Genomic DNA, 23,784 nt, shown 5'->3' with positions numbered 1-23,784 from the left:
TGAGTAAAAGTTGCAGACAGTCTAGCACTGATTGGTCTTCGGCTGCGACTCGCCGAGGAATACGGTCATAGCGGAATGAATCAGCTGGGCATGCAATTCAACCAATAATTGGTGGTCGTGGCGGTAGCCGCCACCAACAACCGCCGCGATAGGGATCCCGGCTTCTTTACATTGGCTTAGTACCAGCGAATCTCGTTGGTATATACCCTGGGTGCACACATCAAAGTATCCCAGTTCGTCCTGCTGGTGGATATCGACACCGGCATCGTATATCACGAGATCGGGTTGGTATTGCGCCAAGGTGAGATTCAACACTCCCGAGAAGGCCGACAAATATTCATTTGTCGTTGTTGATTTCGGTAGTGCAAGATCAACATCAGAATCGGGCTTTCTGGCCGGAAAGTTTTTATCGCAATGAACAGAAAAAGTGATGATATCGGGCTCATCAGCGAGTAGGGTGGCAGTCCCGTCGCCATGGTGCACATCACAGTCAATAATCAACACTGTGTCGATGCCATCAAGGGTAAGGGCGTGTTTGGCGGCCAAGGCAAGATCGTTGATAAGACAAAATCCGCTGCCAAAGTCTCTGTGGGCATGATGATAACCACCGCTTAGGTGAATACCGATGCCATGTTGGCGGGCCAAATCGACAGTAAGCTTGGTTCCACCAGATGACATTAGCGTTCGTTCGATCAGCTGCTGGCTCCAAGGAAAGCCAATGCGGCGCATTTTAGCTGCCGGCAAGGTATTTCCAAATAAGGCATCAATATAGTCAGGGTGATGTAACGCCTTTACTTCGTTCACTGAAATAGGCTCAGGCTGATACAACTTGATGTCATGACGCTCATTTAAGGTGAGCGAATCGGTGAGGTAGTCAAATAAACGCCGATACTTACTGATGGGGTAACGGTGTTCAGGCGGAAGCTCAAGCTGTGAATAAATAGGGTGGTAGACCAATGGCAACGTCATTAGTTTTTTCGCTCCCGCAAGCTGATGTCTTTTTCAATTTTTGCTAGGGCAGCTTGGCAACGGGTTAACCGACCTTCGAGTGCCAGTACCTCTTTTTGCAGCTTTTGTTGTTCAGCCAGCGTGGTACAGCGACTTAGCATAAGCTCTTTGTCGCGGCGCATTGAAGACAAACGGCGTTCCCAGTCTTGGTGCTGGGCCAGATCTTGGTAGAGCTCGTGAATAGGCTTTCGCCATCCGCGACCGCGCTTGGGTTCGTTTTTGCGGATCTGTTGGGTCGCCAGCTCGCGCTGCACCGCTTGTATTTGGGCCACAATCTTCTCGCAGATATGCTGGGTACGCGTGGGGAGTAGCTTACCCGCTTGTTGCTCGCTGCGTAGCGAGCTAATTTCGTGGCGGATCTCATTCACACATGGCGTCAGTAATTTGCTGCGGCAGACGAAGAGCTGTTCGTCAAACAGCGGGCGCTGGGCTTCACCCCGTTGGCGATCGGTGTTAGCCGCTTCGATGGCAAGTTGTGAGACGAGGCTGTCTAATCGTTGCAGATCTACCATTGGTTTCTCTTTCTTGTTGTCCCTTTAAGAATACTCAATAACGCGCTTGAAAGGCGGAAGTGAATCAAGCAATGCCTTGCCGTAACGGCGGCTGATAATTCGGCGGTCGAGTAGCACGACTCTACCAGAGTCCTCTTCTTTACGCAGTAGACGCCCGGCAGACTGGATCAGTTTTTTGCTTGCTTCCGGCACTGAGATCTGCAAAAAAGGGTTGCCCCCCTTGCTTTCGATGTACTCGGCATGGGCTTCTTCAACCGGCGAGGTAGGGACTGCAAACGGAATCTTGGTAATGATCAGGTTTGTGAGTAAATCACCTGGTAAATCAAGCCCTTCAGAGAAGCTACCGGTACCGAAAAGAATACTGGTTTTGTTGCTTTTACAGTTTTCTTTATGTTTTTTGAGCGTAATGTGGCGTGCTTCCTCACCTTGTACCAATAATTCCCACTTGTTTTTCTTCGCCAACGGACGCAGCTTTTCAGCCACTTGGTTCATTTGCCAATAGGAAGAAAAAAGCACTAGGCTCGATTTCTCCCCCTCCAGATACTCTGGCAGCCTTTCAATGAGCAAGTCGGTGAATTTTCCGGCCTGCGGCTCGAGTGGCATGGCCGGGATCACCAAGCGGGCATTGTTTTGGTAATCAAACGGCGAGGCCAACGCCAAAAAGCGGGTGGCTTCTTTTTCGAATATACCTGCTTGGCGGCAGAAGTAGTCGAATTGGTTCAATGCACGAATTGTTGCCGACACTAATATTGAGCCCACCGCTCGGCTCCACAGCAGTTGGTCAAGGCGGTGGCCGACTTCAAGGGGAGAGACTTCAATGATGTAGTCATTCTCGCGGTCGGGGCTTTTTTCTATCCACCTGGCCAGCGGTGCGCCTTTGTCCTTGATAGGCTGTGCCATTAAAGACCATACCTTTTCCAAGTTCTCTAGGCGCTGAAGATAAAAGCCGGACTCAGCCAGTGCTTGCTCACCCTGGCGTTGCTGAATTTCATTGTCTTTGGTGCGTTCGGAAATAAGGTCGTGGATTTTTCCCAACGACTGCAAGGCTTTCTTGCTGGCTTCTTTACAGCCCTTGGCTTCTTCGGTGAGCCAATCTGGCAGCTCACCATGCTCAAAGCGGTAAATACCATCTTTGCTGAAATGGGCTGGGTCGATGTTATTGGCGATTTGGCGCAAGCTTGGGATCAGCACGGCAATGTTTTCGCTGAGCGATGTTTGGAAGCGCCCCGATTTTTTGTAATCAGCCAACTCGGCCAATTTGCCGACCGATTGGTTTAGTTTCTCCAGCCAGCTCGCTGCCCCTTTAAGGCTCGCCGCGGCCGAAGAAAAATCACGGGCAACCTGGGGAAGGTGATGGGCCTCATCAACGACGTAAATGGTTTTCTCTGGCTCTGGCAAGATAATGCCACCGCCCAACTCAATGTCCGCCATTAGCAAGGCATGGTTGGCAATAATGACATCGGCTTTTTCCAGGTGCTCGCGCGCCTTGGCAAAGGGGCAATCACGGTGCTTGGGTAATCCGGAGTGGCAACTGTGCTTATCGGCAACAATTTGCTGCCATACCCGATCTGGGATACTGGTTGGCCAGCTATCACGGTCGCCGTCCCATTTATTGCTTTCACGCGCCTTCAACATGCGTCTCAAAAGTTCTAAATCAGACTTTTTAGGTTTCTCTTCCCACATGCTAAGCTGTTGATCTGAATCGCTATTGCAACTGGCTTCTAATTTATGGCTACAACAGTAGCGCTGCCGGCCCTTGGCCAGAATAAAACTGAACTCTTTTGGGAAAATGCGGTTGAACAAGGGCAAGTCTTTATTAATAAGCTGCTCTTGAAGCGCCACTGTTGCTGTCGATATGAGTACTTTTTTGTTGTTAAACAAGGCAAAGGGTATTGCCCCCAGCAAGTAGGACAAAGATTTACCAATCCCCGTGCCGGCTTCAGCCACCAGCATGCGGTGTTTTTTGTGGTATTCGCCGCCAAGCGTCTTGGCAATTTCAGCCACCAGATAGTTTTGAGCCCTTCTAGGTATAAAGTTATCTAGCTGATTTCCTAGGTTCTCATAGCACTGTTTGATATCTGCTTTTATCTGGTTGTGTAACATATCTGAAACTTCGTAAGGGCTGGGCTCGGCATTATAGCACGAACATCTGATTGTGAGCGGCCGCATGTTTTCGTTCATTTCTTCGCAAAAGTGAGAGACCCCTCACGAAATTAAATTGAACCCGATATGCATGGGGGAATGGGAGGTTTTTATATGATGGATCTTCTGCGTGATCCTATATTGCATGGTGTTTTGTGCTATTAATTGCTGTTTTTTGTGGTATTTTTTAGATTTATGTATTGATATTTATGATAAATAAAAAAGTAAGTTAGTTCCCGTAAATATAACAACAGTGTACAAAATGCGCTCGCATGTCCATATAAGTTATTGATTGTTTGTTGTTTTGATGTTTTTTTAGTTTGACTTTAGAAGATTTGACATGGAGATTATTGTTCTGTCAGGATGAGTTCCACAAATTACTCGCTCTTTGGTTTTTTTATTGTCTTTTATGTTTATAAGGGATAACGCCGAAGGGGTATAAGAAAAGGAATTCTGGAAACAGGAATTCCAGTCTAAATAAGAAAAGGCAGTGGATATCATGAAAAAGACACTACTAGCACTATCAGTACTAGCAGCAGGTTCAGCGCAAGCTGGCATCAACCTATATGACGCAAACGGCGTAGTTGTTGACCTTTCAGGTGCAGCTGAGGTTCAGTACCTTCAGCCAATCCAAGACAAAGACAGCAATGATGACGCTGGCCTACACCTAGATGACGGTGACCTACAGTTAAACACTACTGTTACAGTTACTGACCAACTAAACGCGGTTGCAGGTATCGGTTTTGCTTTCGAAAAGCGTGAAGTTACTAACGATGAGCTATGGGTTGGCCTTGGTGGTGATTTCGGTACCCTAACGTTTGGTCGTCAGCTATACATCACTGATGATGCAGGTATCGGTAAAGATTACGAGCTAGGTACTGAGCAGCTAGACCTTGTTCAGACTGAAGGTAACGAAGCAATCAAATACGTTTTCGACAACGGTCAGTTCTACTTCGGCTTCACTCACGATCTAGATGCAGAAGCTGAGAAACCAGCTAATGACTTCCTTGGCTCTGACGGTACTGTAACTGATGCGCGTCTAGGTGCTCGTTTCGGTGACTTCGACGTACGTGGTTACTACTACACTGCTGAAGGTATCCAGGCTGATGATAATTTCACATCTGGTCTAGATGTTGATGGCTTCAGCCTTGAAGGTGAGTACGTAATGGGTGCGTTTGCATTTGCAGCATCTTACGCTCAGGTTGACTACGAAGATTCAGCAAACAGCGCTGTTAAATCTGAAGTTGATGTTTTTGAAATCAACGGTGCTTACACTCTAGGCAAAAACACATTTGCTCTAGGTTACAACCGTGCTGATATCACAGCAGAAAATACTCCAGCGAACAAAGCTGAAGATACAATCGACAACATCTACGCGAACGTAACTCACCAGCTTCACAGCAACGTGAAAGTATACGGTGAACTAGGTTGGGCTAACTCTGATGTTGATGATCTAGACCTTGGCTACCTAGTAGGTATGGAAGTTAAATTCTAATCGTGACTCACGTTTAGTATTACTTCAATAAAAGCCGCCGTCTTGGCGGCTTTTTGCTATGTTGGCGCTAGGAAATAGAAAGAAGGGATGAAAACGATGAAAAAATGGCTAGTTGTTGCAGGGTTGATGGCGTTACCAATGGGCTTGCAAGCCGCGACATTGAGCACCGGCAAAAATATCAAGCTGCTGGTGGTTGATGGCAAAAAAGTGGAATCCTCATTTTGGTCTGAAGCCGAGAGTGTCGACCTACCAGCCGGTAAACACCAGGTGGTGGTGCGTTTCGATGGTGAGGTAAAAGACGGGTCTAAAACTACAATCTATACCACCCGCCCGTACTTGTTTGAGCTGGATGTGCCAGAACAAGATGCCACCATTGTACTGCCTCGTTTGACCACCATGTCCCAGGCAAAAGCACACTTCCAGCGAGGCCCGCAGTGGCAACTAGAATTAGACAACGGCACCAAACGATCGCTGGAATACGTTGAGTTGCAAGGCAAGGGCTTTGCTGCCTACAGCGATATGGAAGCGTTGGTGGCTGATTATAACCGCGAGCAAGGTATTACCTTCGAGCAGGGTTATGCGGTCGACCTTGAGCAGGCGACAGTGGAAGTCAGTGAAAAAGGCGAAGTGAAAATCAGCGGTGACGCACTGGCCCAGTTGAAACTTTGGTACAGCAAAGCCAATAACGAAGAAAAAGCGGCCTTTGCCCAATGGGTTGAAAGCCAAAAACAATAATGTATTGGCTCACTAGGCGTAAGCTAAATTAAGGCGGGCGAGTCCCGCTTTAAATTTATCTGCTTTTAAGCGTTGTGGTGGTAGCGGCTGTGAACACGGCAGCTTTTGCAACGCGGTTGGGCCGGATCATCTTGAAGATCAGCCAGTTCTATTTCGTCTTCGCAATCGACGCAGAATCCGTACATACCAAGCTTGATAGAGCACACTGCGGCATCGACTTTTTCCATTCGGATCGCCAAGTCAAACAAGTTAGGGATGAATGATGATTTTGCCATCAACATGAGCTCCCCAAGCTCGGCGCTTTCGATTGCCGTAGCAGACGGCACCAGCGTATTTAGCAGCATTTCATGTTTTAGCTCTTTGGCAAGCAAGCCATGCTCTTGCTCAAGGCGTTGTTTTAGCTGATCGAAACTGATATCTGATGTTGCCATATGATCATCATTTGTTATGGGTGGTGAAATTTAGTCTATGACGAATGAATAGTTTGATTGTGATTTGAATCAAATATTTATGGGTTAATCCCTTAATAACCGTAATTTCTTTCGGTTTTTGTAGTAACCAATATTCGCTATATTGACCCTGCTCAATAATCAATGGCCACAAGAGCCAGAAACACAAGCCATAGACATGAATGTAGCACGATTATATACGTGTAAATGGGGTGGCTTGGATATAGGTAAAGTCTAAATAAAGGAAGAGTTCCATGGAACAGGGTTTTAAAGATCCGTATAGCGTAAAGTACTTTTTTGGTTTTGTCTTGGTGATGGGGCTACCAACCCTACCAGCTAGTTTGACGTTGATTGATATCCTGTCACGCTAAGCAATTGCTACTTGAACGAACCTAAAATACCAGCAGCCAAATGCTGGTATTTTTGTTTTAACCCCGCTGAGGTAGACTCACAGAAGGGATAGCGAATATTAGTGTGTAGGAAATGGTAAAGCGTACGCTGTTATTGTTGTGTGGTTGGATTTGTGTCGGTTTAGGTGTTTTGGGGGCAGTATTGCCTTTATTGCCAACCACGCCCTTCTTGCTGTTGGCGAGCGCCTGCTTTATGCGTGGTTCGCCTCGACTCAATCGGTGGCTGATGGAGCATCGCCATTTCGGCCCAATCTTGCGAAACTGGCACCAGAACGGCGCGGTTTCTTCCAAGGTCAAGCGGCGCGCCAATATTATGATTGTGCTTAGCTTTGCCCTTTCTATCTACCTGGTGCCTTTGGTGTGGCATAAAGTGATGCTGTTGGTCTTTTTAAGCGTGTTGCTACTGTGGTTCAACCGCTTGCCGGTACACGATTCTCCTTCCTCTGTGGAGTAGGGCAAGCTATCGCTGCTGATTTGCGCGCAATCCTTGCCCCTTGCAGCTAAAGTCACTACTATTTGGGCGGAATTTATCAGTGTATCGCGCGATAAGGCATACACGGTTTTACTTAGCTCGTTAGCCCTGCATTTTGTTGGGCATGGAAAATGATTATGACTCAAGACAAGCTCGCGTTAATCAAAAACAGTATCAAGTCGATCCCAGATTACCCTAAGCCAGGTATTCTGTTTCGTGATGTGACTAGCCTAATGGAAGATCCAGCCGCCTACCGTGCCACCATGCAGGTATTGATCGAAAAATACCAAGATCAGGGGATCACCAAGGTTATCGGTACTGAAGCGCGTGGCTTCCTGTTTGGTGCGCCGTTGGCACTTGAATTGGGCGTGGGTTTTGTACCGGTTCGCAAACCTGGCAAATTGCCGCGTGAAGTGATTGGTGAAAGCTACGAGCTTGAATATGGGCAAGATACCCTTGAAATTCACACTGATGCGATTCAAGAAGGTGATAAAGTGCTGCTAGTTGACGATTTGCTGGCAACGGGTGGTACCATCGAAGCGACCACTAAGTTGGTTCGCCGTCTAGGTGGTGTGGTTGAAGATGCAGCGTTCGTGATTAACTTGCCGGAAATCGGTGGTGAAACCCGCCTGAAAGATCTTGGCCTCAACGTGTTCAGCATCTGTGATTTCGACGGCCACTAATGCCGTCCATACCCCGGCGAACGGGGTATATACTTCAAATAGCAGCGTTTAGCTGGCTAATGATTGGGCGCTCGATGATGCGCCCTCTCGCTCAAAAAACCTCCCTGTGCTAGCATTGAGTTCTTGATTCTGTAAGGTTCGTAAACATGAGTTATCAGGTTCTGGCACGTAAATGGCGTCCACACCAGTTTGACGATGTGGTCGGTCAGTCCCATGTCTTAACAGCATTGGCTAACGCACTTGCCCATAACCGTCTTCACCATGCCTACTTGTTCAGTGGAACAAGGGGGGTAGGTAAAACCACCATCGCACGCATTTTTGCCAAGGGGTTAAACTGCGAGCAAGGGATCACTGCATCGCCTTGTGGCCAGTGTGAAACTTGTCGCGAAATCGACGAGGGGCGTTTTGTTGATCTGCTCGAGATCGATGCCGCTTCTCGTACTAAGGTTGAAGATACCCGTGAACTGTTGGACAACGTCCAGTATAAGCCTGCCCGCGGGCGCTTTAAGGTTTACCTGATCGATGAGGTGCACATGCTCTCTCGTCACAGCTTCAACGCCTTACTGAAAACCCTTGAAGAGCCGCCAGAGTATGTGAAGTTTATTCTGGCGACGACCGATCCGCAGAAATTGCCGGTAACCATTCTTTCTCGCTGTTTGCAGTTCCACCTGAAGCACCTTGATAATACCCAGATCCAAACCCAGCTTGAGAATGTGCTGTCCCAAGAGCAAATTGAATTTGAGCCCCGAGCGCTGGGCTTATTGTCACGAGCTGCCGAAGGCAGTATGCGCGACGCCCTCAGTTTGACGGATCAGGCCATTGCTTTGGGGAACGGCCAAGTGGCTGCCCAATCTGTGTCCGAGATGCTTGGCACGCTAAACACCGAGCAAGCCCTCTATTTGCTCGAAGCCGTGGCCAAAGGCGAAGCGCAGCCAGCGATGGCCTGCCTGGAAGAGTTGGCTGGGGTGGGTGTCGAATGGGATAGCCTACTGAGAGAGTTGGCTACCCAACTCCACCGTGTTGCGATGCACCAAGCATTACCCGCCTCGTTGGATGGCTCTGCGCCGGATGCTGAGCGCATCGAGGTGCTCAGCAAATCGGTTTCGCCGCAGGAAATTCAGCTTTGTTACCAGATTGCCTTGCAAGGCCGCCAAGATTTGGCTTTTGCCCCTGATGGGCGAACTGGCCTTGAGATGGTGTTGCTGCGTATGTTGGCATTTAGGCCTGTTGCTGTGCCAGTTGCTGCGCCACAGCCGATTAATGTGCCGGCGACCCAGCCAGCGCCGATGCAAAAATCAATGCAGCAACCGACGCAAAATTCAATGCCGCAACAGCCAGCCCAGCAGCAGCCGCAAGGTATGCAGCGGGTACAAGCATTGAAAGCCCAAATGAACGGTAATCAAACGGCGGCTGCGCCTACCCAGCAAGCACAGCCACAGTATGGCCAGCCTGCACCTGCACCAATGCAACCACAGGCTACGCCGCAGCCACAAATGCCGCAACAGCAGCAAGTGCCACCGGCAAACCATGGTGCGCCTGAGTCGCAACCGGCACCGGGCTATGATGCGCCGCCACCGCATGGCTATGAGCCACAGGGGCAGCAGCCTCAGGGCTACGGTGCAGCGCCTGTGCAGCCAACCGCCCGTCTAGCCTCGGCGGCAACGGGGTTGATGGCGGCGCGTAATAAACTGCGCAGTAAAAGTAAAAAAGACGTTACAGATTCATCACCTGCAAAAAAGGGTGAACCGGTACGGGCGAAAAAAAACACCTCTAGTGTGTTAGATCGTATTGCGAGCAAGCAAAATGGCCAACCAGCGCCAGCGATGCACGCATCACCTGTACCGGGTGCGTCAACCCCTGCTGAGAAACAAAAAGATACCGAGTATCAGTGGCGACCAACAGCAAAGCCTCAACAAGAGCAAGTTGTTGAACAAGAGGTCGCGCCAACGGTATTAAAGCAGGCGCTAGAGCATGAAAAAACACCTGAAATGGCAAAATTGCTTGTCAAGGAAGCAGCAAATCAGGATAGTTGGTCAGATTGGGTGACTAAACTTAATGTAGGCCGCTTGGTTCAGCAGCTTGCCCTTAACTCTGCTTATACCCGTGAGGGGAATGCAGTGACCTTGTTGTTAAGGCCGGCGCAGAAGCACCTTGATACACCGAAGGCCAAAGAGCAGTTGGCGGTTGCGCTGTCTGATCTGTTTGCCGAGTCGGTGACAGTAAATATTGAATTGAGTGATAATGGCCAGTCGCCGCTAGAGTGGCGCGAGGCGATTTATCAGCAGAAACTGGGTCAGGCAAAGCAAAGCTTACAGTCTGATCCGAACGTGAATTTCATTTGTCAGCGCTTTTCGGCTGTACTAGATGAAGACAGCGTAAGACCCTTATAGATTAACCAGACCAATAGAGAGAGATAATATGTTTGGTAAAGGCGGTATGGCTAACATGATGAAGCAAGCGCAGCAGATGCAAGAGCGCATGCAACAGATGCAAGAAGAAATCGCAAATATGGAAGTGACTGGCGAGTCTGGTGCTGGCCTTGTAAAAGTTACGATTACTGGTAGCCACAGTGTACGTCGCGTTGAGCTGGACGACAGCCTAATGGAAGACGACAAAGACATGCTTGAAGATCTTATCGCAGCAGCATTCAACGATGCAGCTCGCCGTATTGAAGAAGCACAGAAAGAAAAAATGGCTGGTGTGACTGGCGGCATGAACTTGCCTGCTGGTTTTAAAATGCCATTCTAATTAATGCGTACCAGTCACTTACTGGAACAACTAATGGAGGCCTTGCGTTGCCTGCCTGGGGTTGGCCCCAAGTCGGCGCAGCGCATGGCCTTCAGTTTGTTACAGCGAAATCGCCAAGGCGGGTTACAGCTTGCTGATGCCCTAAGCCGAGCCATGACAGACATTGGCCATTGCCGTGATTGCCGCACGTTTACCGAAGAGGAAGTGTGTGCCATTTGCGCCAACCCTCGACGTCAGGAAAATGGCCAAATTTGTGTAGTTGAAAGCCCTGCTGATATTGTTGCGGTGGAATCAACCGGTCAGTTCTCGGGTCGATACTTTGTTCTTATGGGGCACTTATCGCCGCTAGATGGCATCGGGCCTTCTGACATCGGTCTTGATAGCCTCGAGTTCAGAATGCAGAACGAGCAAATTGGTGAGCTGATTTTGGCGACCAACCCGACAGTTGAAGGCGAGGCAACGGCCCATTACATTGCCGAGCTTTGTAGCGAATATGATATTCCAGCCACGCGTATTGCCCACGGTGTACCGGTGGGTGGGGAGCTTGAGTTGGTGGATGGCACGACGTTGTCTCACTCGCTGGCAGGGCGACAAAAGCTTTATTGATAGATTTAAATATTAATTTATATTTATCGGACTAAAAATAAATGCCGACATTGGGAGTTCCAATGTCGGCATTTTTTATGTGTTTTGATTTTGCTTTAATCGCTAGCGCTTAATGCTTTATAGCGAGTACAAGATATTCGAACCGTAGCTAAGGCTAGTGAGCAGGATAGACTTCTCGTTAATCACATCAAGGCGGCGGCTCTGGCGGGCATCCATGCGGATAATTTGCTTAACAATCGACAGGTGGTGTTTCTGGAAGTCGTTGTTTTGGCCTGAGGTGATGTCTTTGAACTCGTTAGGCTCTGTTAATAGGTAACCACCACTGACATCCCAGTCGCCCGACTCAGAAATATGCAGGGTGAGCGGCTGCTCCTGATCACTGAAAAGCTTCACTAGCGTAATGCGAGAGTAGGTTTTGTTCGGCAGGTACACCACGTGGCTGGTTTGCTCAACACGGCGCAGCATACCCAAATCTTCCAGTTCGGTTTCTTTGATTCGGCTGAGCTGAGTTGATTGCCACTCGCGTGACATCAAAAGCTGTTCTTGCTTGTAATCACTTGAATAGTAAAGCCAAACACTAAATATGCTGGAAATAGCCAGCAGGATAATGGCCCAGTACTTCTTTATATGTGCCAATAGCGGGTTCTGCTTGTTAATTACTGACATAGCTTAGTGTTGTCCTTTTGGCTTGTTAGCAAACGCAGGGTGACATTCTCACTTGGCAGTTCATGGCTGTGGACATAGTTAATCCATAGCTGGTTGCTTTGCCCGCCTGTTGCGATGATTTCGATTGGCTTCATTTCGCCACTATGGTACTCAAGGTAGGTTTGGGTACATTCGGTGATCATCGGCTCCCACTGCGAAACGTTCGGGTGGTTTTTTGGAACCAGTACATTAATGCCATTGATGGTTGTCAGCGGCTCAAAAGCCTCCGACTTCGGTGGCATGCTGATATTGACCAAAATAGGTAAAAGGAGTGCCAACAACACGGCCAGGCCGCTGATCAAAGGCCAAGAGGATTTTTTAGCTTTTGGTGCTTTTTGCGTGCTAGGGCTAACATCAGAGGCTTTAGGCAGAATTTGCTCCTGCGAAGGCGCCTCGGTATTCACTGTTTCTTCCGTGCTAAGGTCGCTTTGCGGCTGTTGCTCATCAGTGCTGGCGGTTGATTGCTCAGCCAAAGACTCAACCGCAGCAATCATTTGATAACCGCGTTTGGGTACTGTTTTGATAAACTCCGGAGATTTCGTGGAGTCTTTCAGTGCCTTACGAAGGGTCGAAATGGCCTGGGTAAGGCTGGAATCATCAACTTCAAAACCCTGCTCGCGCCACACATAATCATGAAGGCGTGTACGAGTGATGATTGCGCCTGGATCTTCAATCAACAGGCTCAGGGCACGACTCTCATTGCTGCCTAGTCGTGTCAGTTCATCATTCTCTTGTTGGTCGATCAAGCTGTTGTCATATGGGTCAAACAAAAAGCGTTGCCCAATTAGGAATTTATTGTCAACTTTATTCATTTTTAGCTCCGAGGGAACAACTTACACGCCCTTATAGCATGCATTCCCTGAATCGCCTCTTAATGTAAAACTTATCAAAAATGGTTCTGAAAAAATAAAAATTATATAAAAGCGCTATTTTAGGTTGAAAACGGCTGGTTTGACCATATGTATTTAAAGAAATGTTGATTGAGACGATGAACTTTTTAGGCTTTATAAAATTTTGTCTAAATAACCCGTCTCAAAATAGTTACAAATGTACGAGTTTTGGAGTAGAGATGAGCGATCAAACTGTCCACAAAAACAAGGAAACACGCGGTTTTCAGTCTGAAGTGAAGCAGCTTCTTCACCTTATGATCCACTCTTTGTATTCAAATAAAGAGATTTTCCTCCGTGAGTTGATTTCAAATGCCTCTGATGCTGCCGATAAGCTACGTTTTCGCGCACTGTCACAGCCAGACTTGTATGAAGATGACGCGACGCTAGGTGTAAAGCTGTCTTTCAATGAGCAGGCCGGCACCTTGATCATCAGCGACAATGGTATTGGCATGACCCGCGATGATGTTATCGAGCACCTGGGTACTATTGCTAAATCCGGCACTAAAGATTTCTTTGCCAAGCTAAATGAAGATGAATCGAAAGACTCGCAGTTAATTGGCCAGTTTGGTGTAGGTTTCTATTCAGCATTTATTGTTGCCGATTCTGTTACGGTGAATACCCGTGCCGCGGGCGTTGCTGCCGATCAAGCTGTTTCTTGGCAATCTGGCGGCGAAGGTGACTACACGGTTGAAGATATCGAAAAAGCAACCCGTGGTACTGACATCATTCTTCACCTGCGTGAAGAAGAGAAAGAATTCCTAAGCGAGTACCGCCTGCGCGACATCATTGGCAAGTACTCTGATCACATCGGTATTCCGGTACAGATCCAAACGGTTGAACGCGACGACGAAGGCAAGGAAACGGGCCGCAAGTGGGAGCAGATCAACAAGGCGCAGGCACTATGGACGCGTAACAAATCTGACATCAGCGAAGAAGAGTACAAGGAGTTCTACAACCATGTATCACACGACTTTGCTGAGCCACTAACATGGAGCCATAACCGTGTTGAAGGCAAGCAGGATTACACCAGCTTGCTATACATCCCGTCAAAAGCGCCTTGGGATATGAACAACCGCGACAGCAAGCACGGCCTGAAGCTATATGTGCAGCGTGTATTCATTATGGATGATGCGCAGCAGTTCATGCCTTCTTACCTGCGCTTTATGCGCGGCCTGATCGACTCGAACGATCTTCCGCTGAACGTCTCGCGTGAAATCCTGCAAGACAACAAGGTGACCCAGTCATTGCGCAAGGCGTGTACTAAGCGTGCCCTGACGATGATGGAGCGCCTGTCTAATAACGATGCCGAAAAATACCAAACGTTGTGGAATGAGTTTGGCCAAGTGCTAAAAGAAGGCCCGGCGGAAGACATGGCTAACCGCGAGAAGGTGGCCAAACTGCTCCGTTTTAGCTCTACCCATGCAGAAACTGCCGAGCAGACCGTGTCGCTAACAGACTATGTTTCTCGTATGAAAGAGGGACAGGACAAGATTTACTTCATCACGGCAGACAGCTTTACTGCGGCGAAAAACAGCCCGCACCTTGAGCAGTTCCGCACTAAGGGTTTGGAAGTGATCTTGATGCACGACCGCATCGATGAGTGGCTAATGGGACACCTGCCTGAGTTTGACGGTAAGGCGTTCCAGTCAATCACCAAGGCGGATCTTGACCTGTCGAAGTTCGAAGACGAGGCAGAAAAAGAGAAGCAGAAGGAAACAGAGGAAGCGTTCCAGTCGGTTGTCGAGCGCACCAAAACCTACCTTGGCGATCGTGTGAAAGATGTTCGTACCACGTTCAAACTGCAGGACACCCCAGCGGTGGTTGTGACTGACGAGCACGAAATGGGCACCCAAATGGCGAAGCTACTAGCAGCCGCTGGTCACGACGCACCGGATGTGAACTACATTTTCGAGCTAAACCCGGATCACCCGCTGGTTAACAAGATGGCAGATGAAGCCGACGAGGAAGCCTTCGGTCGCTGGGTTGAAATGCTACTTGGCCAAGCGATGCTGGCGGAGAAGGGCACGATGGACGATCCATCCCAGTTCCTTGCGGCGGTCAACAAGCTGCTGGCATAAGTTGTCCGATAGCGCGATATGACTAAGGTCTAATCGCGCTTTACCTATACCTTGAAGGAGCTTGGGTATATGTCTAATTGTATTCTGATAAAGCATGTAATCATGGCTTGTAGCCCGCACTGGGCTTGCGAGTCAGGGCTAATCAGTGTATTTTTTCATTCTTTGAAAACTCCATTAATATCTAAAGGGGATCACGATGCGCATCATTCTTCTGGGCGCTCCAGGTGCAGGTAAAGGTACTCAGGCACAATTCATCATGGAGAAGTTTGGTATTCCACAAATTTCTACTGGTGACATGCTACGTGCAGCAATCAAGGCAGGTACAGAGCTAGGTAAGCAAGCGAAATCCGTAATTGATGCTGGTCAACTAGTGTCTGACGACATCATCCTTGGCTTGGTTAAAGAGCGTATTGCTGAAGACGACTGTGCAAAAGGCTTCCTACTTGACGGCTTCCCACGCACTATTCCTCAGGCTGACGGCCTGAAAGAAATCGGCGTTGACGTTGACTACGTTATCGAGTTCGACGTTGCTGACGACGTAATCGTTGAGCGTATGGCTGGCCGCCGTGCACACCTACCATCAGGCCGTACTTACCACAACATCTACAACCCACCTAAGGTTGAAGGTAAAGACGACGTAACTGGTGAAGATCTTGTTATCCGTGAAGATGACAAAGAAGAGACAGTACGTGCTCGCCTAGGCGTTTACCATGAGCAAACTGCACCGCTAATTGCTTACTACGGTAAAGAAGCTGAAGCGGGTAACACTAAGTACCTGAAATTCGACGGTACTCAGCCTGTTGCTGCTGTTAGCGCTGAGCTAGAAAAAGCACTGTCTTAATTTGCTTTTCTTGAAAAAAGGGTTGGCATAATGCCAGCCCTTTTTTTATGCCTGCAAAACAGGTGATCGGATTGGCTTGGAATGTGGTATAAATTGCTGAAACGAAAAAGCTAATTAGCCAGAGAGTGTGAAGGACATCATGAGCGAGTCAAGCAAACACGAAAACAATAAAGACTATGGTGTGTTGTTGGTCAACCTTGGAACACCGGACGAAGCCACCCCGCAGGGGGTAAAGCGGTTTTTGTCTGAGTTCCTGCACGACCACCGGGTGGTGGATATGACCCGATGGCTTTGGTGTCCGATACTTCACGGGGTGATTTTGCCTATCCGCTCGCCTAAGGTCGCCAAGCTGTACCAGTCGGTATGGATGGAAGATGGCTCGCCCTTGATGGTGTATTCGCAGCGCCAGCAGCAAGAACTGGCAGCCCAACTAGATGTACCTGTTGAGTTGGGGATGACCTATGGCACACCGAGTATTGATTCTGGCTTGCAGGCGTTGAAGCAGCAGGGCTGCAAGCGGGTGCTGGTTCTGCCGTTATACCCACAGTACTCTCGTACCACAACAGCGGCAGTGTTCGATAAAGTGGCCAAGGTACTCAAGCAGCAGGCAGATATTCCTGAGCTTCGCTTTGTGAATGACTACTACAATCACCCGCAGTACATTTCGGCCTTGGCTCAATCAGCTACTGACTTTTGGCAAGCGCATGGTAAGCCTGATTACCTGCTGTGTTCTTACCACGGGATCCCGAAGCGTTATGCGGATAATGGCGACCCGTACCCTGAGCATTGCAACGAGACCACCGCTTTGTTGGCTGAAGCGCTCGCCATGCCGCGCGAGCAAATGAGCATGAGTTACCAGTCCATTTTTGGTCGTGAAGAGTGGCTTAAGCCCTATACCGAAGGCACGATAGAAGCGCTGGCGAAAAAAGGCATCAAGCGATTGGATGTGATGTGCCCGGCATTTTCTGTCGATTGTCTGGAAACGCTGGAAGAGATTGCTGAAGGGTGCAAAGAAACCTTTATCGAGGCTGGCGGGGAAGAGTTCAACCTTATCCCTTGCTTGAATGACAACCCGTCCCATATTGCTTTGATGGCAGAGTTAGTTCAGCAGCATAGTCAGGGGTGGTAACCTCTCACGCCAGGTACAAGGTGTTAAATTAACTGGACAACTTGTATTTATAACTTGCCTTGCGCTTTCCCAAGCTCTCATATTCTGTGAGAGCTTTTTGTTTTTTGTTCTATATTCTGTGATAGAATTCGCAAAAATTTCTCAACAGACAGCTCATTGACATGAAATTTCCAGGCCAACGTAAATCTAAGCATTACTTTCCTGTACATGCGCGAGATCCCCTTCTTAGCCAAGCTAAACAAGAAAAGCGACTAACGCGCACCCATACTGTCGGTATCGACCAGACTCTAGTTGATATCGAGGCATGTGTTGAAGATGAATTCCTGGAACGCTATGAGCTGAGTAAAGGCCACTCGTTAGTGATCACTGACGAGAAAGCGGAAGCCCTGTACCAAGAGCTAAAAGAGAAAGATCTTATTAGCCACGAATTTGCTGGCGGTACTATTGGTAATACATTGCACAACTACTCAGTGCTGGCGGATGATAAGTCGGTATTGTTGGGTGTAATGAGTAAAGACATTGAGATCGGCAGCTACGCTTACCGTTACCTGTGTAATACCTCTAGCCGTATGGATATGAACCATCTTCAACCTGTCGAAGGGCCTATCGGCCGTTGCTTCGCGCTGATTTCAAAAGACGGCGAACGTACTTTTGCGATCAACGAAGGCAAGATGAACCAGCTTCAGCCTGAAAGCATCCCTGAATCTGTATTCGAGCGTGCGTCTGCTTTGGTACTGACGGCATACTTGGTGCGTTGTAAAGACGGCGACCCAATGCCAGAAGCCACCATGCGCGCGATTGAGTATGCCAAGAAGCATGATGTACCCGTTGTTCTGACGCTGGGAACTAAGTTCGTGATCCAGGATGATCCGCAATGGTGGCGTGACTTCCTGCGTGATCACGTGACTGTGGTTGCGATGAACGAAGACGAAGCAGAAGCGCTAACCGGTGAGTCAGATCCGCTGGTGGCTTCTGAAAAAACCCTAGAATGGGTTGACCTTGTACTTTGTACGGCAGGCCCTGTCGGCCTATATACCGCAGGCTATACCGAAGACGAAGCGAAGCGTGAAACGAGCCTACCGCTCCTACCTGGCGAGATCCCAGAGTTCAACCGCTACGAGTTCAGCCGTCCGATGCTTCAGTCTGACTGTACCAATCCTATCAAGGTATTCTCGCACATTGCCCCTTACATGGGTGGCCCTGAGCGTATCAAGAACACCAACGGTGCCGGTGACGGTGCACTGTCTGCGCTACTGCACGACATGTCAGCCAACCGCTACCACAAAGAGAATGTACCTAAGTCGAGCAAGCACCAGTTCAGCTTTCTGACTTACTCGTCGTTCTCGCAGATCTGCTTGTACTCTAACCGCGTAAGCTATGAAGTACTGGCCCAGCACTCTCCGCGTCTATCCCGTGGCCTACCAGAGCGCGAAGATAGCTTGGAAGAAGCATACTGGGAACGCTAAGATCCTGCTTGTTTTATTAGAAACCGCCCACTCGGGCGGTTTTTTTATACTTGCCTCCCAGCTATCTGGTGAGGAGCAAAGAGCAGAACCATGAATGCGAACTTGTTCTTCCCCTTGAGCGTAGGTGGCAGGGAGATCGATGCAGCTGATAGAAGGGGAGGTTAGATGGGGTTGCTTCGCGACTTGATGTAGGGCGAATGTGGTGTTGCTGGTGGATAACCCCATCAGCTTGAAAAAGGCAGGAGCAAAGAGCAAAAGCATGAATGCGAACCTGTTCTTCCCCTTGAGCGAAGGTGGCAGGAAGGGCGATGCAGTTGATAGAAGGGGAAGTTAGATGGGGTTGCTTCGCGACTTGATGTAGGGCGAATGTGGTGAGGTTGGTGGATAACCCCTCCGGCTTGATAAGGGCAGGAGCAAGATCAAAAACGAGAGCGCGGGGCTCTCGTTTTGGTTTCTGGTAGAAGCGACTTATTAAGCTTCTTTGTCGTATGCTTCGTTGTGAACTGCAGCTACCGCACGGCCTGATGGGTCAGCGCTGTTTTTGAAGCTCTCGTCCCACTCGATGGCTTTAGCACTTGAGCAAGCGATAGATGGGCCGCCAGGGACACACTTCGCTGCGTCTTCAAGTGGGAATAGCTCCTCGAAGATCTCGCGGTAAACGTAGGCTTCCTTGGTCGTTGGTGTGTTGTACGGGAAGCGGAACTTCGCCGTTTCAAGCTGCTGATCCGACACTTTCGCTTCGGCAACATCACGCAGTGAATCAATCCAGCTGTAGCCAACACCGTCAGAGAATTGCTCTTTCTGGCGCCATGCAACAGACTCTGGTAAGTAGTGCTCGAAACATTCACGAACGATGTGTTTTTCCATCTTGCCGTTGCCACACATCTTGTCTTCAGGGTTAACACGCATCGCCACTTCCAAGAATTCTTTATCCAGGAAAGGTACGCGGGCTTCAATACCCCATGCCGCCATCGACTTGTTGGCACGGGCACAGTCGAACATGTTCAGTGCAAGTAGCTTACGAACAGTCTCTTCGTGGAACTCTTTCGCGTTTGGCGCTTTGTGGAAGTACAGGTAGCCGCCGAAGACTTCATCGGCACCCTCGCCAGACAGTACCATCTTGATACCCATGGCACGGATTTTACGTGACATGAGGTACATTGGGGTTGAAGCACGGATAGTCGTGACGTCATACGTTTCGATGTGGTAAATCACGTCGCGAATTGCATCCAAGCCTTCTTGTACGGTGTAAGTCAGCTCGTGGTGTACCGTGCCGATGCTGTCGGCAACCACTTTCGCTGCTTTCAGATCAGGTGCCCCTTCAAGGCCGATGGCAAATGAGTGCAGTGTTGGCCACCATGCCTGTGATTGTTCATCATCTTCAATACGCTTAGCCGCGAACTTCTTGGTGATGGCAGAAATAACCGATGAATCCAGACCACCAGAGAGCAGCACGCCGTATGGTACGTCGGTCATTAGCTGGCGTTTTACCGCACCTTCCAAAGCTTCAGTCAGTGCCGCTTTGTCTGTTTTCGCATCGGCTACAGCATCGAATTCCATCCAGTCGCGCTTGTAGTAACGAACAGGCTCGCCTTTTTTGCTCCACAGGTAGCTACCAGGAGGGAATTCACTGATTGTCTTACATACAGGTACCAATGATTTCATCTCAGAGGCAACATAGTAGTTACCATGCTCATCGTAGCCGTGGTATAGCGGAATGATACCGATGTGGTCACGTCCGATCAGGTAAGCGTCTTCTTGCTCATCGTAAAGGATGAAGCCAAAAATACCGTTGAGGTAATCAAGCAGCTCTGGGCCTTTTTCCTTGTATAGGGCCAAGATGATTTCACAGTCAGACTCTGTCTGGAACGGGTAATCAGCTGCAAATTCTGCGCGTAGTTCTTTGTGGTTGTAAATCTCGCCATTAACAGCAAGGGCATGTGTTTTGTCTTCGTTGTAAAGAGGCTGTTCACCGCTATTCAAATCAACAATCGCCAGACGCTCGTGGACAAGGATAGCCTTGTCTGATGAGTAGATGCCTGACCAATCTGGTCCGCGGTGGCGCATTTTTTTAGACATTTCCAACGCGGTTTCACGCAATGCGGTTGCATCGCTTTTAATGTCTAAGATACCGAATACTGAACACATACTTCTTACCCCAAAGTTAAATCATTGTCGCAATCCATAAATCTTGAGAATTGGCTGTTAGCTAGCGCGTTGAATTTTAACGGATGCTCGCTAATAAACTGTTGCCTCTTCGTTAATATTTAAAATTGCGTATTCAACAATTAAATGCAACCACTAATTTCAATTCAATATAGAAAAAGGCCTTGTGGTGAATACTATTTAATTAAAACTGGATATTCCGAATAAAATCCAATAGCAGCTCATAATTTGCACCAAAAAAGAAATGGCAGCCGAAGCTGCCATGTTATGAAGGGGTGAAGGGGAGGTGGGGCTACTTAATTTGTGGCTCCAAATGATCACAGACGTGACGGGCGAATCCGCTACCGGCCTCGTTGTAAATATTGAACGCTGCATCCACCCCGAGCGCTTGTAGTTGCTCTTCATCATCACTGTATTTTGCGATGGCGGCGATCTTACCTTGGTAGTTTCGCTCCTTGATTTGTTCAAGGGCAAACGTATTGGCGTGACTGTGCGGCATCGCAAGCAAGATCAGCTTGGTATTGCGCTTGGAAATCACGCGAGCCCAAAAATCCGGGTCGGTTGCATCGCCGTGGATGACATTGCGCCCTTTGTCACGGTGGTACTCAACTGAGTCTTCACGCGCCTCGACCCCAATCACGTGCTCGCCATAGCGACTGACTAATTCGTCGTAGGCGCCACTGCCGATACGGCCCATACCCAAGATCATGATCTGCTTATCACCAAGGTCGATCAGGCGATCGCTCGGGTTTAGCTGTTCCGGCTCGAATTCTTTCAGCCACTTGGACGCGTCTTTGTAGAGCCGGTGGCCCATGCTGTTTAGTGGGGCGGCAATCAGGAAAGACAGCGATACTGCAATGGCAATGGCCACCAAGAAGCTGCCGGGTAGCATGCCCATGTTGTAGGCAAGCCCACCGACGATCAGGCCAAACTCGCTGTAGTTGAATAGGGTGAGTGTTCCGAGCAACGAGGTACGTACTCGGTATTTGAATAAGTTGAAGATAACGTAATACAAAATGCCCTTGATAGGCAGCAATACCAGCAGCAGCAATGCCATCAGGAAGCCATCGACGGTCGGCTCTTCCGAAAGGCCGATATTGAGGAAGAAGCAGACGAGCAGCAGCTCTTTGAAGTTAAAGAGTGACTTGGACAGCTCTGAAGCCTTGGGGTGGGCCGCCAGCATCATACCGAGGATAAGTGCGCCAAGGTCTGCCTTCATGCCGACGGCTTCAAACAAGCCCGCTCCGGCGACCAGGGCAAGGAAGACACCGTAGAGCACCAGCATCTCGCCGTGGCCTGCGCGGTCAAGAATTTTAAATAGCGATGGGCGAAGTAATGGCAGGGCGAACAACCCCAGCGCGGTCAGCTCCGGGACTTTGCCGGTCGACACGGTAAGGAAAATAACTGCGAAGATATCCTGCATAACCAGAATGCCGATAGCCAGTGTACCGTAGGTTGCATTGAGCTCGCCTTTTTCCTGCAGCGCCTTGATGGCAAAAACGGTACTGGAAAAAGAAAGGGCGAAGGCCATGAGAGCCAGCTGCATGACATCCATATCGGCCATCATGCCAATACCCAACTGCTTGAGCACCAATAGGGCGAGGGTGAATAATCCCGTGGTTAACAGGTTATGCAGTGTTGCCCCTCCCCAAATCTCCTTGGCAAGGAGGGTTCTGACATCAAGTTTGAGGCCGATGGTAAAGAGCAGCAGGGTGACGCCCAAGTCGGCAAGGCTACTGAGTACCTCGGTGGATTCGTAGCCGGCGATATTGAGGGCAAAACCGGCGACAAGAAAGCCCACCAGTGGTGGCAATTTACAACGGAGGGCAATATAGCCAGCCAGGAAGGCGGCAATAATAAACATGAGTTCCATAATTAGGCTGACGGTCCTTTTAGCTTTATCTTGATCGGTATTGTTATTTTATTGGCCATAAAGACCTTATTTTTAACCAACCAATATAACACAAGGGGCATGTTCCTGTCTGGAACATGCCCCTTATTTATGGGTTACGAATGAGTAGCTTATCGTTGCTATTATTCTTCTAGCAGACGTTGTAGTAGCACCCCGTTGAGCATGGCGCGCTTGATCATCGAGAAGGCGCCGATGGTTGGCTGGGTATATAGCTCTGACTCGACAATCGGTAGATCCTTGTTGAAGGTCGATAGCGACTGGGTTTCAACGCAACGGCGGATTGCCGGGAAGATAACGTCTTTGGCTTGGGTAATGTTACCTGCGACGACGATCTTTTGCGGGTTGAATAGGTTGATTGTCATTGCCAGTGCTTTACCAAGTTGGTTACCCACTTTGATTAGCGCCTGGCTTGCAAGCTCATCGCCTTTGTTTGCCGCTTCGCAAATCGCCGGCATGGTTACTTCTTCCAACTCGCTAAGCGTACTTGGGTAGCCTTGGGCTAGCAGTTTTTGAACCTGCTCGATAATGGCAGGGTCGGCGGCGACGGTTTCAAGGCAACCAAAATTGCCACACTGGCATTTATCACCCAGTGGGTCGATTTGGATATGGCCGATCTCGCCCACGTTGCGGTTAAAGCCAAGGAAGACTTGCCCGTTCACAATGATACCGGCACCGGTACCGTGGTGAACACTGACTAGGATTGAGTCATTGCAATCCTGGCTGGCGCCGAAGTAGTGCTCCGCCAGTGCCAAACCGCGAATATCGTTGCCGACAAAGCAGGCAACGCCGTACTTGTCGCTGATAATGTCTGACAGCGGTAGGTTTTCGACGTCGATATGCGGCATGTATTCCACTACGCCGGTTTCAGGGTCGATTAAGCCAGGTAGGGTAATACCGAATGCAACCAGCTCACGCATGACACTCTGGTTGTCATTGATGAATTGGCGGATGTGCTCTAACAGCCCATCGGTCAATTCTTGTTGGCTGGTGTAATGGAACGGATGCGCTGAGCCGGCAACATGCTTACCGCTCAGATCATAAAGGGTCAATTCAATGTAGTTACGGCCTAGGCGTACTGCAATTGAATGAAATGGCGCTGACTCTGTGGTCAGCGAGATAGCACGCCGGCCTCCGGTGGAAGCCTGCTGCGCGACCTCTTTGATTAGGCCGCGCTCTAGCAGTTGGCGGGTGATTTTAGTAACACTTGCAGGCGCGAGTTGACTGACGTCAGCTACCTGAATTCGTGAAATAGGGCCTTGCAAGTCAATTAGTCTGTAAACAGCTGCACTATTCAGCTGTTTTACCAGATCTACATTACCAATTTGTCCGCCTGTCAT

The 23,784-nt window shown here is 49.1% G+C and carries 20 protein-coding genes; 11 read left to right on the top strand and 9 right to left on the bottom strand.

Going from position 1 to position 23,784, the window contains the following annotated elements; all coding sequences use genetic code 11:
- Nucleotides 1–21: 21 nt before the first annotated feature.
- From C9I98_RS15135 to dinG, 3 genes are read right to left on the bottom strand one after another with little or no spacing between them, the layout of a single operon-like run.
- The gene (locus C9I98_RS15135; RefSeq protein WP_036824603.1) at nt 22–969 is read right to left on the bottom strand and encodes a histone deacetylase family protein; all 948 of its coding nucleotides are present in this window, start codon (nt 967–969) and stop codon (nt 22–24) included.
- Nucleotides 969–1,520 (bottom strand): primosomal replication protein PriC, encoded by a 552-nt coding sequence (priC, locus tag C9I98_RS15130; RefSeq protein WP_036824605.1) that lies wholly within the window; start codon nt 1,518–1,520, stop codon nt 969–971. Before priC ends, C9I98_RS15135 begins: the two co-directional genes overlap by 1 nt.
- A gap of 24 nt (nt 1,521–1,544) precedes the next feature.
- Entirely contained in the window at nt 1,545–3,623 is a 2,079-nt protein-coding gene (gene dinG / locus C9I98_RS15125; protein WP_107272177.1) for an ATP-dependent DNA helicase DinG, read from the bottom strand.
- A gap of 538 nt (nt 3,624–4,161) precedes the next feature.
- Here dinG and C9I98_RS15120 point away from each other — a divergent pair.
- A complete protein-coding gene (locus tag C9I98_RS15120) occupies nt 4,162–5,157 on the top strand; it encodes a porin (RefSeq protein WP_036822687.1) in 996 nt (331 codons plus the stop codon).
- Between the two features lie 96 nt (nt 5,158–5,253).
- Nucleotides 5,254–5,892 carry a YccT family protein gene (locus C9I98_RS15115; RefSeq protein WP_036822692.1) on the top strand — a complete coding sequence of 213 codons (639 nt, stop codon included), beginning with the start codon at nt 5,254–5,256 and terminating at the stop codon, nt 5,890–5,892.
- Between the two features lie 65 nt (nt 5,893–5,957).
- Here C9I98_RS15115 and C9I98_RS15110 read toward each other — a convergent pair whose 3' ends face one another.
- Nucleotides 5,958–6,323: a TraR/DksA C4-type zinc finger protein gene (locus tag C9I98_RS15110; protein ID WP_036822684.1), complete on the bottom strand. Its 366-nt coding sequence runs from the start codon at nt 6,321–6,323 to the stop codon at nt 5,958–5,960.
- A gap of 501 nt (nt 6,324–6,824) precedes the next feature.
- On the opposite strand from C9I98_RS15110, the gene C9I98_RS15105 reads away from it, so the two are divergent.
- From C9I98_RS15105 to recR, 5 genes are all read left to right on the top strand, one after another.
- A complete protein-coding gene (locus C9I98_RS15105; RefSeq protein WP_036822678.1) occupies nt 6,825–7,205 on the top strand; it encodes a YbaN family protein in 381 nt (126 codons plus the stop codon).
- Between the two features lie 155 nt (nt 7,206–7,360).
- The gene (apt, locus tag C9I98_RS15100) at nt 7,361–7,906 is read left to right on the top strand and encodes an adenine phosphoribosyltransferase (RefSeq protein WP_036822675.1); all 546 of its coding nucleotides are present in this window, start codon (nt 7,361–7,363) and stop codon (nt 7,904–7,906) included.
- Between the two features lie 146 nt (nt 7,907–8,052).
- Complete coding sequence (gene dnaX, locus C9I98_RS15095) at nt 8,053–10,296, top strand: DNA polymerase III subunit gamma/tau (protein WP_036822672.1); 2,244 nt, start codon at nt 8,053–8,055, stop codon at nt 10,294–10,296.
- Between the two features lie 28 nt (nt 10,297–10,324).
- Entirely contained in the window at nt 10,325–10,654 is a 330-nt protein-coding gene (locus C9I98_RS15090; protein ID WP_036822669.1) for a YbaB/EbfC family nucleoid-associated protein, read from the top strand.
- A 3-nt stretch (nt 10,655–10,657) separates the two neighbouring features.
- Entirely contained in the window at nt 10,658–11,260 is a 603-nt protein-coding gene (gene recR / locus C9I98_RS15085; RefSeq protein WP_107272160.1) for a recombination mediator RecR, read from the top strand.
- 117 nt (nt 11,261–11,377) lie between these two features.
- On the opposite strand, the gene C9I98_RS15080 is transcribed toward recR, so the two are convergent.
- Both C9I98_RS15080 and C9I98_RS15075 read right to left on the bottom strand, forming a co-directional pair.
- Complete coding sequence (locus C9I98_RS15080) at nt 11,378–11,926, bottom strand: regulatory protein ToxS (protein WP_036827434.1); 549 nt, start codon at nt 11,924–11,926, stop codon at nt 11,378–11,380.
- Nucleotides 11,917–12,777, bottom strand: a complete 861-nt coding sequence (locus C9I98_RS15075) for a winged helix-turn-helix domain-containing protein (protein ID WP_036827437.1) — start codon at nt 12,775–12,777, stop codon at nt 11,917–11,919. Before C9I98_RS15075 ends, C9I98_RS15080 begins: the two co-directional genes overlap by 10 nt.
- Nucleotides 12,778–13,034: 257 nt before the next feature.
- On the opposite strand from C9I98_RS15075, the gene htpG reads away from it, so the two are divergent.
- The 4 genes from htpG (at nt 13,035) to C9I98_RS15055 (ending at nt 18,369) form a co-directional block, all read left to right on the top strand.
- Nucleotides 13,035–14,933, top strand: a complete 1,899-nt coding sequence (htpG, locus tag C9I98_RS15070) for a molecular chaperone HtpG (RefSeq protein WP_036819939.1) — start codon at nt 13,035–13,037, stop codon at nt 14,931–14,933.
- Nucleotides 14,934–15,129: 196 nt separating this feature from the next.
- Nucleotides 15,130–15,774, top strand: a complete 645-nt coding sequence (gene adk, locus C9I98_RS15065; RefSeq protein ID WP_036819942.1) for an adenylate kinase — start codon at nt 15,130–15,132, stop codon at nt 15,772–15,774.
- Between the two features lie 139 nt (nt 15,775–15,913).
- Nucleotides 15,914–16,903 (top strand): ferrochelatase, encoded by a 990-nt coding sequence (hemH, locus tag C9I98_RS15060; RefSeq protein ID WP_036819945.1) that lies wholly within the window; start codon nt 15,914–15,916, stop codon nt 16,901–16,903.
- A 161-nt stretch (nt 16,904–17,064) separates the two neighbouring features.
- Nucleotides 17,065–18,369 (top strand): inosine/guanosine kinase, encoded by a 1,305-nt coding sequence (locus C9I98_RS15055; protein WP_107272159.1) that lies wholly within the window; start codon nt 17,065–17,067, stop codon nt 18,367–18,369.
- Between the two features lie 471 nt (nt 18,370–18,840).
- On the opposite strand, the gene asnB is transcribed toward C9I98_RS15055, so the two are convergent.
- The 3 genes from asnB to nagC form a co-directional block, all read right to left on the bottom strand.
- Complete coding sequence (asnB, locus tag C9I98_RS15050) at nt 18,841–20,517, bottom strand: asparagine synthase B (protein WP_107272158.1); 1,677 nt, start codon at nt 20,515–20,517, stop codon at nt 18,841–18,843.
- Nucleotides 20,518–20,827: 310 nt separating this feature from the next.
- Nucleotides 20,828–22,408, bottom strand: coding sequence for a cation:proton antiporter family protein (locus tag C9I98_RS15045; protein ID WP_036819337.1), 1,581 nt, complete (start codon nt 22,406–22,408; stop codon nt 20,828–20,830).
- A 161-nt stretch (nt 22,409–22,569) separates the two neighbouring features.
- Complete coding sequence (gene nagC, locus C9I98_RS15040) at nt 22,570–23,784, bottom strand: DNA-binding transcriptional regulator NagC (RefSeq protein WP_107272157.1); 1,215 nt, start codon at nt 23,782–23,784, stop codon at nt 22,570–22,572.

It is taken from the genome of Photobacterium sanctipauli (assembly GCF_003026495.1).
GTDB classification, from domain to species: Bacteria; Pseudomonadota; Gammaproteobacteria; order Enterobacterales; family Vibrionaceae; genus Photobacterium; species Photobacterium sanctipauli.
This window is presented reverse-complemented; position numbering and strand designations above follow the sequence as displayed.

Excerpts from the sequence above, each read along its gene's own strand:
- C9I98_RS15135 (WP_036824603.1), bottom strand. The coding sequence starts at position 969 with ATGACGTTGCCATTGGTCTACCACCCTATTTATTCACAGCTTGAGCTT.
- priC (WP_036824605.1), bottom strand. The coding sequence starts at position 1,520 with ATGGTAGATCTGCAACGATTAGACAGCCTCGTCTCACAACTTGCCATC.
- dinG (WP_107272177.1), bottom strand. The coding sequence starts at position 3,623 with ATGTTACACAACCAGATAAAAGCAGATATCAAACAGTGCTATGAGAAC.
- C9I98_RS15120 (WP_036822687.1), top strand. The coding sequence starts at position 4,162 with ATGAAAAAGACACTACTAGCACTATCAGTACTAGCAGCAGGTTCAGCG.
- C9I98_RS15115 (WP_036822692.1), top strand. The coding sequence starts at position 5,254 with ATGAAAAAATGGCTAGTTGTTGCAGGGTTGATGGCGTTACCAATGGGC.
- C9I98_RS15110 (WP_036822684.1), bottom strand. The coding sequence starts at position 6,323 with ATGGCAACATCAGATATCAGTTTCGATCAGCTAAAACAACGCCTTGAG.
- C9I98_RS15105 (WP_036822678.1), top strand. The coding sequence starts at position 6,825 with ATGGTAAAGCGTACGCTGTTATTGTTGTGTGGTTGGATTTGTGTCGGT.
- apt (WP_036822675.1), top strand. The coding sequence starts at position 7,361 with ATGACTCAAGACAAGCTCGCGTTAATCAAAAACAGTATCAAGTCGATC.
- dnaX (WP_036822672.1), top strand. The coding sequence starts at position 8,053 with ATGAGTTATCAGGTTCTGGCACGTAAATGGCGTCCACACCAGTTTGAC.
- C9I98_RS15090 (WP_036822669.1), top strand. The coding sequence starts at position 10,325 with ATGTTTGGTAAAGGCGGTATGGCTAACATGATGAAGCAAGCGCAGCAG.
- recR (WP_107272160.1), top strand. The coding sequence starts at position 10,658 with ATGCGTACCAGTCACTTACTGGAACAACTAATGGAGGCCTTGCGTTGC.
- C9I98_RS15080 (WP_036827434.1), bottom strand. The coding sequence starts at position 11,926 with ATGTCAGTAATTAACAAGCAGAACCCGCTATTGGCACATATAAAGAAG.
- C9I98_RS15075 (WP_036827437.1), bottom strand. The coding sequence starts at position 12,777 with ATGAATAAAGTTGACAATAAATTCCTAATTGGGCAACGCTTTTTGTTT.
- htpG (WP_036819939.1), top strand. The coding sequence starts at position 13,035 with ATGAGCGATCAAACTGTCCACAAAAACAAGGAAACACGCGGTTTTCAG.
- adk (WP_036819942.1), top strand. The coding sequence starts at position 15,130 with ATGCGCATCATTCTTCTGGGCGCTCCAGGTGCAGGTAAAGGTACTCAG.
- hemH (WP_036819945.1), top strand. The coding sequence starts at position 15,914 with ATGAGCGAGTCAAGCAAACACGAAAACAATAAAGACTATGGTGTGTTG.
- C9I98_RS15055 (WP_107272159.1), top strand. The coding sequence starts at position 17,065 with ATGAAATTTCCAGGCCAACGTAAATCTAAGCATTACTTTCCTGTACAT.
- asnB (WP_107272158.1), bottom strand. The coding sequence starts at position 20,517 with ATGTGTTCAGTATTCGGTATCTTAGACATTAAAAGCGATGCAACCGCA.
- C9I98_RS15045 (WP_036819337.1), bottom strand. The coding sequence starts at position 22,408 with ATGGAACTCATGTTTATTATTGCCGCCTTCCTGGCTGGCTATATTGCC.
- nagC (WP_107272157.1), bottom strand. The coding sequence starts at position 23,784 with ATGACAGGCGGACAAATTGGTAATGTAGATCTGGTAAAACAGCTGAAT.